The following is a 12,589-nucleotide window of genomic DNA, read 5'->3' on the forward strand; positions in this document are numbered from 1 at the left end:
ACCTGCCTGTCACGCAGGGGGTCGCGGGTTCGAGCCCCGTCCGTTCCGCCACCCTTTTAGGGGCGTAGTTCAATTGGTAGAGCACCGGTCTCCAAAACCGGGTGTTGGGAGTTCGAGTCTCTCCGCCCCTGCCAGATAAAGAAAAAACCTTTGCTTATGCAAAGGTTTTTTTTTGCCTAAAATTCAAGAAACAAAGCTCATAATGACCAAAGATATGCAACTGCACTTAAAGCTATGCTGTAAGTGCGAGTTATAAAGAGCCGTCCTACGGCTCTTTTGTCGCTTTTATCAACATTAATTGGTTAGGTATTGACCGGTAATTTGATGAGTTGACGGATGTGTGTTTGCTGATCGCTATTTTGTAACCAGACTGCGTAAAGAGGTCTGAGGACAACTGCGGTATCCTGAATTGAGAGAAGATCGCTGTACTCCGCCTCCCAGAAGTCCGGTAAAAATGCACAGGCTCCTGTTGTATGCAACAGTTGGCGCGTTAAATGTGCTGAGGTTGTCGTCAGTACAGGTATGTCATCGGCACCGGCAAGATAGTTTTCATGTTGATGAAAATCCGCCCCCCACTCCAGCTTAATATAATCATATTTCTCCTTTTTCTCCGATTTTCGCGATCTGAACAGCGCCAATGAGATATGGCCAATTTGATGGCTTGTCAGCTCGTCCATTTTGGGAGCTTCAGTGGTAATCAACAGGTCGAGTTGACGTTCATGCAGCTGCTTAACCATCAGATGACGCTGAGCGATTCGTGCTTCGAGATGGAGACTCTCGCGCTGCTGATATAACGTTTGTAGCCAGGGGGTTAGATAAGCTTCCCAGAGCGAAGCACTGGCCCCTATCGACAGCTCATGGTGCTGTTGAGTATGTGAAACCTCTTTCTTAGCCATTTGCCACGTATTCATCAGGCTTTCAGCATATGGCAGTAAACGCTCACCCGCTGAGGTTAACCTGATATTGTTACGGTGCCGGGTAAAAAGGTTCACACCCAGCTGATTTTCAAGCTGTCGAATGCGAAAACTAACGGCGGACTGCGTTAGATAGAGTGCTTCCGCAGCTCGTCCGAAGTGGCGAGTTCTGCTCACTTCAAGAAAGGTTTTTAGTAATTCCGTATCCACAGCGATCTCCTAAAAAACATTTGTCGTTATGATTTAAATGTTTTGTTTTACACTCTGTCAAGCCTATCTAATACTCCGCGCCATAAATAGCTCGGCCTTAAAAGAGTTAGGAGCGTGTAAAATGGCGGAAAGCTTCGCAACAACCAGTCGTTTTTTTGATAACAAACACTATCCCCGCGGGTTCTCCCGGCACGGTGATTTCACCATCAAAGAAGCCCAACTTCTTGAGCGCCATGGTTATGCTTTTAACGAGCTGGATCTGGCAAAGCGTGAGCCGACAACGGAAGAAGAGCGTCTGTTTATCGAAGTGTGCCGCGGTGTACGTGAGCCGCAAACTGAAGCAGAGAGAGTCTGGTCTAAGTACATGACCCGAATTAAACGTCCTAAGCGTTTTCATACCCTTTCTGGCGGTAAACCGCAGATGGAAGGTGTTGAAGACTATTCGGATAGCGACGATTAAGATTAAGGGGCTTCGGCCCCTTTTTAATGCCTGCTATCCCAGACTTTTCTGTAGATTAATCAGTAATCGATCCATTCCCCGATAGCTCACCGCTTCAGTCAGATGTTCCCGATCAATCTCGTTATCATCCGCCAGATCGGCAATCGTCCGTGCCACTTTTAAAATTCGCTGCCAGGCCCTCACCGAGAGCCCAAGTTGATTCAACACCTGTTCCAGCCACTCGGCATCCTCCGTTTTTAACATGCAGAAGTCTTTGATCTCATGATGACTCATCAACGCGTTCACTTTTCCCACACGCGCAAGCTGACGCTCACGCGCAGCGACAACACGTTTTCTGACGGTATCACTGGATTCACTGCCACTCCTTTGCGCGCTCAGTGTTCCTGTCGGTAGCAGCGGTACTTCCAGTGAAAGATCAAAACGGTCAAGGAAGGGGCCGGATAATCGGCTTAAATAGCGCAGCGTTTGCTGTGGAGAGCAGCGATTATGGGGACCGTTGTAGTGACCCGTAGGACTGGGATTCATCGCGGCGATCAGCTGGAATCTGGCCGGATAGGTCACCTTAGCACGGGCGCGAGATATCCCGATCTCGCCGGACTCCAGCGGTTCACGCAGAGCGTCCAACGCACGGCGTTCAAACTCAGGTAGCTCATCAAGAAACAGCACCCCGTTATGCGCCAGCGATATCTCGCCCGGCTTTGGTATTGCTCCTCCGCCAACCAGGGCAAACAGTGAGGCGCTATGGTGTGGAGAGCGAAATGGCCGCTGACGCCAGTGAGTATGCACAGTATCATTCCTGACAAGGCTGGCTATGCAGGCACTTTCCAGCGCTTCCCGATCGCTTAGCGGCGGCATAAGGCCGTTCAGACGTGTTGCCAGCATCGTCTTACCGGTACCGGGGGGCCCGATGAGCAACAGATTATGCCCGCCGGCAGCAGCGATCTCTAGTGCACGCTTGGCCTGCTGTTGGCCGATCACCTCCTGCAGGTCACCCTCCGCTGTTGGCAGGTCATCATGCTTTACACATGCGCGCTCCAGCTGGGCTTCGCCATGCAGAAAGGCGCAGACTTCCAGTAAATCACGAGCAAGCAAATTATCACCGTGTTCTATCAGGCCAACCTCCGCGAGATTATCCGCTGAGAGGATAAGCTGCCTCCCTGCATCATGAGCTGCCATCGCCGCCGGGATAACCGCCTGTACGCCCCTTAGAGCGCCTGTAAGCGCCAGTTCGCCCAGGAACTCATATTGAGTGAGTTTCTCCGCAGGAATCTGTTCTGAGGCTGCGAGAATAGCAACTGCGATAGGAAGATCGAATCTTCCCCCTTCTTTGGGCAAATCCGCCGGGGCGAGGTTAACGGTGATGCGTTTGGCCGGGAAAGAAAATCCGCAGTTAATAATGGCGCTGCGTACCCGGTCACGAGCCTCTTTGACGGCCGTTTCAGGCAGCCCCACCATGGAAAGTGCGGGAAGCCCATTACTGAGATGAACTTCGACGCAAACCAGGGGGGCCTGAATGCCAATCGCAGCACGAGTGTAAGCAACAGATAACGACATGGAGCCTCCTTTTGGCGTTACTGTGCATACAAATTTCTATCCTGACGATGAGTAAAAGGGATCGCTGTGAGATGGGCTGACAGTTATTTTGTGATGATGGAGTGCGTTTCACCACGCTGCGAGCTGCCGTGAGAATTCCACTATGTGGAATTAAAGCGATCACGGCAGGTGAGTATTGAAAATAAATCAACATCTTCTTATTCACTGAATAACAATACTTTTTACTTTTTTTGCGTACGCTGTCATAAAATAAAATGATGAAAAAAGTTGAACGCAAACGCGTAACTGTGATAACTCTATAGACATTAATTCGAACAAGTGAATTTACAGAATCCAAATGAAAGCCCTTCTACGAGTCATTAGCCTAGTCGTCATTAGCGTCGTCGTGATTATTATCACGCCGTGCGGGGCTACGCTCGGAGAAAGAAAGGCTTAAAAATCAAGCCTGAATTCGAAAGAACCCCCGCACCGAAAGGTCCGGGGGTTTTTTTTTAGCAAGACAAAACGTGTGAGGAACAGAAGATGAACAGTAGCATAAAATGCTGTTGTTCCCAGCCAGAGGCGGGGGAATAACTATGAATGGTGCACAGTGGGTGGTTCAAGCTTTGCGTGCACAGGGAGTCGAGACAGTATTCGGCTATCCTGGTGGAGCAATTATGCCGGTCTATGACGCGCTCTATGACGGCGGTGTCGAACACCTACTGTGCCGCCACGAGCAGGGTGCAGCCATGGCCGCTATCGGCTTTGCCCGTGCTACCGGAAAAGTCGGCGTCTGTATCGCCACTTCTGGCCCCGGCGCGACCAATCTGATCACGGGTCTGGCTGATGCGATGCTGGATTCAGTTCCTATTGTTGCCATTACCGGCCAGGTCTCTTCTGCGGTCATGGGCACCGACGCCTTCCAGGAGATCGACGTTCTGGGCCTCTCGCTGGCTTGTACCAAGCACAGCTTCCTGGTGGAATCACTCGATGAACTGCCGGGCGTGATGGCTGAAGCCTTTGCCATTGCAAAATCGGGTCGTCCCGGCCCTGTTCTGGTGGATATTCCTAAAGATATCCAATTGGCCAGCGGCGACCTGACGGCCCATCTGCTGCCATTGGAAGAGGAGCAGGACCACCCGCACGTTGAACTGCAGCAGGCCCGCCAGCTGCTGGCGCAGTCGCAGAAGCCGATTCTGTATGTTGGCGGTGGCGTGGGAATGGCCGATGCGGTCCATGCGCTGCGTGCTTTCGCCAAAGAAACCGGCATTCCAACCGTGGCTACCCTGAAAGGTCTGGGCACGCCGGATGTGGAAGATGAGTGTTATCTCGGCATGCTGGGCATGCACGGCACCAAGGCGGCGAACCTCGCCGTTCAGCAGTGCGATCTGCTGATTGCCGTCGGTGCTCGCTTTGACGACCGGGTGACCGGCAAGCTGGATACCTTCGCACCGCATGCCAGCGTTATCCATATGGATATCGACCCGGCGGAACTGAACAAACTGCGCCGCGCGCATGTTGCCCTGCAGGGCGATCTGAACAAGCTGCTGCCGGATCTTTATCATCCGGTAGCGATCGCAGCCTGGCGTGAAGAGATCAAAGCGCTGAAAGCCGATCACGGCTGGCGTTACGATCATCCGGGCGAAGCGATTTTTGCTCCGCTGTTCCTGAAGCAGCTGTCGGACCGCAAATCGGATAGCAGCGTTGTGACTACGGATGTGGGACAGCACCAGATGTGGGCGGCACAGCATATGAGCTTTACCCGTCCGGAGAATTTCATCACCTCAAGCGGACTGGGCACTATGGGCTTTGGTCTGCCGGCTGCCGTAGGTGCTCAGGTGGCTCGCCCCGACGATACCGTGATCTGCGTTTCCGGTGATGGCTCCTTTATGATGAATGTACAGGAGCTGGGCACCATCAAGCGCAAACAGCTGCCGGTGAAGATCGTGCTGCTGGATAACCAGCGTTTAGGCATGGTACGCCAGTGGCAGCAGTTGTTCTTCGAAGAACGCTATAGTGAAACCAATCTCTCAGATAACCCGGACTTTCTCACACTGGCCAGCGCTTTCAATATTCCCGGCCAGCGCATCACCCGTAAAGATCAGGTCGACGCCGCATTAGACGCTTTGCTGCACAGTGAAGGGCCATACATGCTCCACGTCGCGATTGACGAGCATGAGAACGTCTGGCCTCTGGTACCACCCGGTGCCAGCAACGAAAATATGATGGAGAAAACCTCATGATGCAGCATCAATTGTCTATCGAAGCACGTTTTCGTCCGGAAGTTCTGGAACGTATTTTACGTGTTATCCGCCACCGTGGTTTTCAGGTGTGCACGATGAATATGGCTTCGCAGGCGAATACCGACAATATTAATATTGAATTGACCGTTGCCAGCCAGCGCTCTGTCGATTTACTGTCAACGCAGTTAAGTAAACTGATGGACGTTGCATGCGTTCAGGTTCAACAACAGACAACACAACAAATCCGCGCTTAAGCGGGCAAGGAAATTAGAATGACGAAGAAAGCTGACTTTATCTGGTTCAATGGCGAGATGGTTAAATGGGAAGACGCGAAGGTCAGCGTTATGTCCCACGCACTGCACTACGGCACATCCGTATTTGAAGGCGTCCGTTGCTATGACTCGCACAAAGGGCCAGTGGTCTTCCGCCATCGTGAACACATGCAGCGTCTGCGTGATTCTGCAAAAATCTATCGTTTCCCTGTCAGCCAGAGCGTTGATGAACTGATGGAAGCGTGCCGCGAAACGCTGCGCAAGAACAACCTGAAAAGCGCATATATTCGTCCGCTGGTATTTGTTGGCGACGTGGGCCTGGGCGTGAACCCGCCAGACGGCTACAGCACGGATGTGATCATCGCCGCGTTCCCGTGGGGTGCTTACCTGGGTGCTGAAGCGCTGGAGCAGGGGATCGATGCGATGGTTTCTTCATGGAACCGCGTAGCGCCAAACACCCTGCCAACCGCCGCTAAAGCCGGTGGTAACTACCTGTCTTCCCTGCTGGTTGGTAGCGAAGCGCGTCGCCACGGCTATCAGGAAGGTATCGCACTGGACACTCAGGGCTACATCTCTGAAGGTGCCGGTGAGAACCTGTTTGAAGTGAAAGACGGCATTCTGTTTACTCCGCCGTTCACCTCTTCCGCACTGCCGGGTATTACTCGTGATGCCATTATTAAACTGGCGCAGGATCTGGGTATTGAAGTGCGTGAGCAGGTACTGTCTCGTGAATCACTGTATCTGGCAGATGAAGTCTTCATGTCCGGTACTGCCGCTGAGATTACTCCGGTACGCAGCGTTGATGGTATTCAGGTCGGCGCGGGCAAACGTGGCCCGGTTACCGAGCGTATTCAGTCTGCATTCTTTGGTCTGTTCACTGGCGAAACTGAAGACAAATGGGGTTGGCTGGATCCGGTTAACTCATAAGAACTATACATTTTCTCGGGCGTCATTTGACGCCCGCGTATCATCGATTTCTGGAGTAATAGAGCATGCCTAAGTACCGTTCCGCCACCACCACCCACGGGCGCAATATGGCGGGTGCCCGTGCCCTGTGGCGCGCCACAGGAATGACCGATGATGACTTCGGTAAGCCGATCATTGCGGTTGTAAACTCCTTCACGCAGTTTGTGCCGGGTCACGTTCACCTGCGCGATCTGGGAAAACTGGTTGCTGAGCAGATCGAAGCGTCAGGCGGCGTGGCGAAAGAGTTTAATACCATCGCCGTTGATGATGGTATCGCCATGGGTCACGGCGGCATGCTTTATTCTCTGCCGTCACGTGAACTGATCGCTGACTCGGTCGAATACATGGTCAACGCACACTGTGCCGACGCCATGGTTTGTATCTCCAACTGTGACAAGATCACCCCGGGAATGTTGATGGCGTCGCTGCGCCTGAATATTCCGGTGATCTTCGTTTCCGGCGGCCCGATGGAAGCCGGTAAAACCAAGCTGTCAGATAAAATCATCAAGCTGGACCTCGTCGATGCGATGATTCAGGGTGCAAACCCTAACGTCAGCGATGCAGACAGTGACCAGATTGAGCGTTCCGCCTGTCCGACCTGTGGCTCCTGTTCCGGTATGTTCACCGCTAACTCGATGAACTGCCTGACCGAAGCGTTGGGTCTGTCCCAGCCGGGCAACGGCTCGCTGCTGGCGACACACGCTGACCGTAAAGAGCTGTTCCTGACTGCCGGCCAGCGTATCGTTAGCCTGACTAAACGCTATTACGAGCAGGATGACGTCAACATGCTGCCGCGTAATATCGCGACGAAAGCCGCGTTCGAGAACGCGATGACGCTGGATATCGCCATGGGCGGTTCAACTAATACCGTTCTGCACCTGCTGGCGGCCGCGCAGGAAGGCGAAATCGAATTCAACATGTCCGATATCGATCGCCTGTCACGTAAAGTCCCGCATCTGTGTAAAGTGGCGCCAAGTACGCCGAAATATCACATGGAGGATGTGCACCGTGCGGGTGGCGTGATCGGTATTCTGGGTGAACTGGACCGCGCAGGGCTGATCGACACCAGCGTGCGCAATATTCTGCAGCAGACCATGCGTGAAACTCTGGATCAGTACGACATCATGCTGACCAAAGACGAAGCGGTGAAAAAGATGTTCCGCGCCGGTCCGGCCGGTATTCGTACCACTCAGGCTTTCTCACAGGATTGCCGCTGGGACACGCTGGATGATGACCGTCAGGAAGGGTGTATTCGTACCCGCGAACATGCGTTCTCTCAGGATGGCGGCCTGGCTGTGCTGTACGGCAACATCTCAGAAGATGGCTGTATCGTTAAAACCGCCAGCGTTGACGCAGAACTGCTGACCTTCAAAGGCCCGGCAAAAGTCTACGAGAGCCAGGATGATGCGGTAGACGCGATCCTCGGCGGCAAAGTGGTGGCGGGCGACTGCGTTGTTATCCGCTACGAAGGACCAAAAGGCGGTCCTGGCATGCAGGAAATGCTCTATCCGACCACCTATCTGAAATCGATGGGGCTGGGCAAAGCCTGTGCGCTGATCACCGATGGCCGTTTCTCAGGAGGCTCTTCCGGACTCTCTGTGGGGCACATCTCACCAGAAGCGGCGAGCGGCGGAACCATCGCGCTGATTGAAGATGGCGACATGATCGAGCTGGATATTCCGAATCGTCGCATCCATCTGGATCTGCCAGACAACGAAATCCATGCACGCCGTGAAAAAGAGCTGGCGCGCGGTGATGCGGCTTACACGCCACACGGCCGCGAGCGTCAGGTTTCCTTTGCCCTGCGCGCCTACGCCACTCTGGCAACCAGCGCCGACAAAGGTGCGGTCCGCGATAAGAGCAAGCTGGGAGGCTAACGATATGGCTGAGTCTCAACCGCTACCCGCACAGCCCTGTGGTGCGGAGTATCTGCGTGCGGTACTTCGCGCGCCGGTCTATGAAGTCGCACAGGTAACGCCGCTGCAGAAAATGGAGAAAATCTCCTCGCGCCTCGGCAATACCATTCTGGTTAAGCGAGAAGATCGCCAGCCGGTGCACAGCTTCAAGCTGCGCGGTGCGTACGCGATGATCGCCGGGCTGACCGAAGAGCAGAAGGCGCGTGGTGTTGTCACCGCCTCGGCGGGGAATCATGCTCAGGGTGTGGCGCTGTCTGCCACCAAGCTGGGCATTAAATCCCTGATCGTGATGCCGGTTGCCACGGCGGATATCAAAGTTGATGCGGTGCGGGCATTTGGCGGTGAGGCTTACCTGTTCGGTGCCAACTTCGACGAAGCGAAAGCTAAGGCGATCGAGCTGGCGGAGCAGCAGGGTTATACCTTTGTTCCACCGTTCGATCATCCGATGGTGATCGCCGGTCAGGGTACGCTGGCGATGGAACTGCTGCAGCAGGATGCGCATCTCGATCGCGTATTCGTTCCGGTTGGCGGCGGCGGTCTGGCCGCGGGCGTCGCGGTGCTGATTAAGCAGCTGATGCCGCAGATTAAAGTGATCGCGGTTGAATCTAACGACTCGGCCTGCCTTAAGGCTGCGCTGGATGCCGGTCAGCCGGTCGATCTGCCTCGCGTTGGGCTATTTGCCGAAGGCGTGGCGGTGAAACGGATTGGTAGCGAAACCTTCCGCCTGTGTCAGGAATACATCGACGACATCGTGACCGTAGACAGCGATGCTATCTGCGCGGCGATGAAGGATCTGTTTGACGATGTGCGTGCGGTGGCGGAACCGTCCGGTGCACTGGCGCTGGCCGGTATGAAAAAGTACATCCAGCAGCACCAGATTAAAGGTGAACGCCTGGCGCATGTGCTTTCCGGTGCTAACGTCAACTTCCACGGTTTGCGTTACGTTTCAGAGCGCTGCGAGCTGGGTGAACAGCGTGAAGCGCTGCTGGCGGTAACCATCCCGGAACAGCAGGGCAGCTTCCTGCGTTTCTGCCAGCTGCTGGGCGGACGTTCCGTCACCGAGTTCAACTATCGCTATGCCAACGCCGATGATGCCTGCATTTTTGTCGGTGTGCGACTAACCCGCGGGCTTGAAGAGCGACAGGAGATTCTGGAGCTTCTTACCGAGGGTGGCTACAAGGTAGTCGATCTCTCCGATGACGAAATGGCGAAACTGCACGTGCGCTACATGGTCGGCGGTCGTCCATCTAAGCCGCTGCGTGAAAGGCTGTTCAGTTTCGAATTCCCGGAAGCTCCGGGGGCGCTCCTGCGCTTCCTGCAAACGCTGGGAACGCACTGGAATATCTCTCTGTTCCACTACCGCAGCCACGGTACCGATTACGGTCGCGTGCTGGCCGCGTTTGAGCTGAGTGACAACGAACCGCAGTTCGAAGAGCACCTGGCGGCGCTGGGATATGATTTCCACGATGAAACCCATAACCCGGCGTTCCGTTTCTTCCTTGCCGGTTAAAGCAGATTCCAGAACGCATCAATAAGCGGCTCATTGAGCCGCTTTTTTTGTACGCAAACGCCCAGTTCGAACGGCGCAACCATCTCCACGTCTTCCAGTTCCAGAATTCGGTTACGAATCGGTTCCGGGCTGTTCTCCAGCACCACATCCGGCAGCAGTGCAATACCGCAGCCCAGCGCCACCATCGAAACAATCGCTTCATGCCCGGATACCGTGGCGTAAATCATTGGATTCGCAATATGACGATGGCGAAACCAGAGGTCGATACGGCGGCGCGATGGCCCCTGCGCGGGCAGGATAAATGGGATCTGTGCCCAGTCCGGCTCTGCCTGAGTTGCCTGGTTACGTACCGGGCAGGGCAGTGCGGGCGCAATCAACACCAGCGGGATCAGCCCCAGCGGCATAAAGCCAATGCTGGCAGGCAGCGTTTCCGGGCGTCCGGCAATCGCAATATCGACTTCATTTGACTGCACTTTCTCTACCGCATCGGCGGCATCCCCGGTGGTCAGCTTGATTTCAACCAGCGGATGCTCCGCGCGAAAGCGGTCGAGGATCGGCGGCAGATGGCTGTAGGCGGCGGTAACAGAACAGAACAGACGTAGCTCACCGCTTAGTGATGGGCCGTTCTGCCCGATGGCGTGACGCATCTGCTGATACTGCAACAGCGTTTGTTGGGCAAACTGCCGCAGGCGTTCACCGGCATCGGTCAGGGTGACGGTGCGGTTATCACGCAGGAATAGCGCCTGGCCCAGGTCTTCTTCCAGCCGCTGGATCTGCCGGGAGAGCGTGGAGGGGCTGACGTGCATGGCGCGCGCACTGCGCCCGAAATGGCGGCTTTCCGCTAAATGAAGGAATAATTTCAGGTCGCGCAAATCCATGGAATCGAACCTCGTTTTTACGTTGCAGAACATGCAATGTCACGTTGTTAATATATCAATTTCAGCAATGGATTTCCTGTCATATGATAGGGTCTATTCAGGGCGGAGAAATCGACAGCCCGGACAACAAATAATACGCGAACACAACTTCAGGAGTGCCCATGTCTAACTATTTCAACACTTTGAACCTGCGCAACCAGTTAGCGCAATTAGGTAAATGCCGCTTCATGGCGCGCGAAGAATTTGCTGATGAAGCAAGCTACCTGAAAGGTAAAAAAGTCGTCATCGTTGGCTGTGGTGCTCAGGGTCTGAACCAGGGCCTGAACATGCGCGATTCTGGCCTGAATATCTCTTACGCTCTGCGTGCAGAAGCGATCGCTGAGAAACGTGCTTCATGGCGTAAAGCGACCGAGAACGGTTTCCAGGTAGGCACTTACGAAGATCTGATCCCACAGGCTGACCTGGTGGTTAACCTGACTCCGGACAAGCAGCACTCTTCTGTTGTTCAGGCTGTACAGCCGCTGATGAAAGACGGCGCTGCGCTGGGCTACTCTCACGGTTTCAACATCGTTGAAGTTGGTGAGCAGATCCGTAAAGACATCACCGTAGTGATGGTGGCGCCTAAGTGCCCGGGTACTGAAGTTCGTGAAGAATACAAGCGTGGTTTCGGTGTGCCAACGCTGATCGCGGTTCACCCGGAAAACGATCCGAAAGGCGAAGGCATGGCGATTGCTAAAGCCTGGGCAGCGGCTACCGGCGGTCACCGTGCGGGCGTGCTGGAATCTTCTTTCGTTGCGGAAGTGAAATCTGACCTGATGGGCGAGCAGACTATCCTGTGCGGTATGCTGCAGGCTGGTTCTCTGCTGTGCTTCGACAAGCTGGTGGCGGAAGGTACTGATGCTGCCTACGCAGAAAAACTGATTCAGTTCGGCTGGGAAACCATCACCGAAGCGCTGAAGCAGGGCGGCATCACGCTGATGATGGATCGCCTGTCTAACCCGGCTAAACTGCGTGCTTATGCGCTGTCCGAGCAGCTGAAAACCATCATGGCTCCGCTGTTCCAGAAGCACATGGATGACATCATCTCCGGTGAATTCTCTTCCGGCATGATGGCTGACTGGGCTAACGACGACAAAAACCTGCTGGGCTGGCGTGAAGAGACCGGTAAAACCGCATTCGAAACTGCAGCACAGTTCGAAGGTAAAATTGCCGAGCAGACCTACTTCGATGAAGGCGTGGTGATGGTTGCCATGGTGAAAGCAGGCGTTGAGCTGGCGTTTGAAACCATGCTGGATGCGGGCATCATCGAAGAATCTGCCTACTACGAATCACTGCACGAGCTGCCGCTGATTGCGAACACCATCGCACGTAAGCGTCTGTATGAAATGAACGTGGTTATCTCTGATACCGCAGAATACGGTAACTACCTGTTCTCTTACGCGGCGGTTCCGCTGCTGAAAGAGTTCATGACCACGCTGCAGGCGGGCGATCTGGGTAAAGCAGCAAGCACTTCGACTACCGTTGATAACGCGCAGCTGCGTGACGTTAACGAAGCGATTCGTCAGCACCCAATCGAGTCTGTTGGCCGCACTCTGCGTGGCTATATGACCGATATGAAACGTATCGCAGTAGCAGGCTAATATTCTCAGCGGATTAACCCTCCGCCAGAGTGAAAAATGGCACCCTC

At 54.3% G+C, this 12,589-nt stretch carries 11 protein-coding genes and 1 tRNA gene; 9 read left to right on the plus strand and 3 right to left on the minus strand.

Annotated elements, in window-relative coordinates; all coding sequences use genetic code 11:
- The first annotated feature begins 58 nt into the window (after positions 1-58).
- Positions 59-134, plus strand: a tRNA-Trp gene (locus IBT46_RS22785).
- Positions 135-302: 168 nt separating this feature from the next.
- On the opposite strand, the gene hdfR is transcribed toward IBT46_RS22785, so the two are convergent.
- Entirely contained in the window at positions 303-1,124 is an 822-nt protein-coding gene (hdfR, locus tag IBT46_RS22790) for an HTH-type transcriptional regulator HdfR (protein WP_200547520.1), read from the minus strand.
- A gap of 121 nt (positions 1,125-1,245) precedes the next feature.
- On the opposite strand from hdfR, the gene IBT46_RS22795 reads away from it, so the two are divergent.
- The gene (locus IBT46_RS22795; RefSeq protein ID WP_105595114.1) at positions 1,246-1,584 is read left to right on the plus strand and encodes a DUF413 domain-containing protein; all 339 of its coding nucleotides are present in this window, start codon (positions 1,246-1,248) and stop codon (positions 1,582-1,584) included.
- A 33-nt stretch (positions 1,585-1,617) separates the two neighbouring features.
- Here the strand turns inward: IBT46_RS22795 and IBT46_RS22800 are convergent, their stop codons facing one another.
- The gene (locus IBT46_RS22800) at positions 1,618-3,138 is read right to left on the minus strand and encodes a YifB family Mg chelatase-like AAA ATPase (RefSeq protein WP_200547521.1); all 1,521 of its coding nucleotides are present in this window, start codon (positions 3,136-3,138) and stop codon (positions 1,618-1,620) included.
- 337 nt (positions 3,139-3,475) lie between these two features.
- On the opposite strand from IBT46_RS22800, the gene ilvL reads away from it, so the two are divergent.
- From ilvL to ilvA, 6 genes are all read left to right on the plus strand, one after another.
- Positions 3,476-3,574: an ilv operon leader peptide gene (gene ilvL, locus IBT46_RS22805; protein ID WP_105595116.1), complete on the plus strand. Its 99-nt coding sequence runs from the start codon at positions 3,476-3,478 to the stop codon at positions 3,572-3,574.
- A 139-nt stretch (positions 3,575-3,713) separates the two neighbouring features.
- The gene (ilvG, locus tag IBT46_RS22810; RefSeq protein WP_200547522.1) at positions 3,714-5,360 is read left to right on the plus strand and encodes an acetolactate synthase 2 catalytic subunit; all 1,647 of its coding nucleotides are present in this window, start codon (positions 3,714-3,716) and stop codon (positions 5,358-5,360) included.
- Positions 5,357-5,614, plus strand: coding sequence for an acetolactate synthase 2 small subunit (ilvM, locus tag IBT46_RS22815; protein ID WP_200547523.1), 258 nt, complete (start codon positions 5,357-5,359; stop codon positions 5,612-5,614). Before ilvG ends, ilvM begins: the two co-directional genes overlap by 4 nt.
- 18 nt (positions 5,615-5,632) lie before the next feature.
- A complete protein-coding gene (locus tag IBT46_RS22820) occupies positions 5,633-6,559 on the plus strand; it encodes a branched-chain amino acid transaminase (protein WP_105595119.1) in 927 nt (308 codons plus the stop codon).
- A 65-nt stretch (positions 6,560-6,624) separates the two neighbouring features.
- Entirely contained in the window at positions 6,625-8,475 is a 1,851-nt protein-coding gene (gene ilvD / locus IBT46_RS22825; RefSeq protein ID WP_200547524.1) for a dihydroxy-acid dehydratase, read from the plus strand.
- 4 nt (positions 8,476-8,479) lie between these two features.
- On the plus strand, positions 8,480-10,024 hold the full coding sequence (gene ilvA, locus IBT46_RS22830) for a threonine ammonia-lyase, biosynthetic (protein ID WP_200547525.1): 1,545 nt from the start codon (positions 8,480-8,482) through the stop codon (positions 10,022-10,024).
- On the opposite strand, the gene ilvY is transcribed toward ilvA, so the two are convergent.
- Positions 10,021-10,902, minus strand: coding sequence for an HTH-type transcriptional activator IlvY (gene ilvY, locus IBT46_RS22835; RefSeq protein WP_105595122.1), 882 nt, complete (start codon positions 10,900-10,902; stop codon positions 10,021-10,023). The genes ilvA and ilvY overlap by 4 nt on opposite strands.
- Positions 10,903-11,063: 161 nt before the next feature.
- On the opposite strand from ilvY, the gene ilvC reads away from it, so the two are divergent.
- Positions 11,064-12,542: a ketol-acid reductoisomerase gene (gene ilvC / locus IBT46_RS22840; RefSeq protein WP_200547526.1), complete on the plus strand. Its 1,479-nt coding sequence runs from the start codon at positions 11,064-11,066 to the stop codon at positions 12,540-12,542.
- The last annotated feature ends 47 nt before the right edge of the window (positions 12,543-12,589 follow it).

The sequence above is a fragment of the Erwinia sp. S38 genome (genome assembly GCF_016624545.1).
GTDB classification, from domain to species: Bacteria; Pseudomonadota; Gammaproteobacteria; order Enterobacterales; family Enterobacteriaceae; genus Erwinia; species Erwinia coffeiphila.

Coding starts and splice junctions, on each gene's coding strand:
- ilvL (WP_105595116.1), top strand. CDS start 3,476: ATGAAAGCCCTTCTACGAGTCATTAGCCTAGTCGTCATTAGCGTCGTC.
- ilvC (WP_200547526.1), top strand. CDS start 11,064: ATGTCTAACTATTTCAACACTTTGAACCTGCGCAACCAGTTAGCGCAA.
- ilvY (WP_105595122.1), bottom strand. CDS start 10,902: ATGGATTTGCGCGACCTGAAATTATTCCTTCATTTAGCGGAAAGCCGC.
- ilvD (WP_200547524.1), top strand. CDS start 6,625: ATGCCTAAGTACCGTTCCGCCACCACCACCCACGGGCGCAATATGGCG.
- IBT46_RS22820 (WP_105595119.1), top strand. CDS start 5,633: ATGACGAAGAAAGCTGACTTTATCTGGTTCAATGGCGAGATGGTTAAA.
- ilvM (WP_200547523.1), top strand. CDS start 5,357: ATGATGCAGCATCAATTGTCTATCGAAGCACGTTTTCGTCCGGAAGTT.
- IBT46_RS22795 (WP_105595114.1), top strand. CDS start 1,246: ATGGCGGAAAGCTTCGCAACAACCAGTCGTTTTTTTGATAACAAACAC.
- IBT46_RS22800 (WP_200547521.1), bottom strand. CDS start 3,138: ATGTCGTTATCTGTTGCTTACACTCGTGCTGCGATTGGCATTCAGGCC.
- ilvA (WP_200547525.1), top strand. CDS start 8,480: ATGGCTGAGTCTCAACCGCTACCCGCACAGCCCTGTGGTGCGGAGTAT.
- ilvG (WP_200547522.1), top strand. CDS start 3,714: ATGAATGGTGCACAGTGGGTGGTTCAAGCTTTGCGTGCACAGGGAGTC.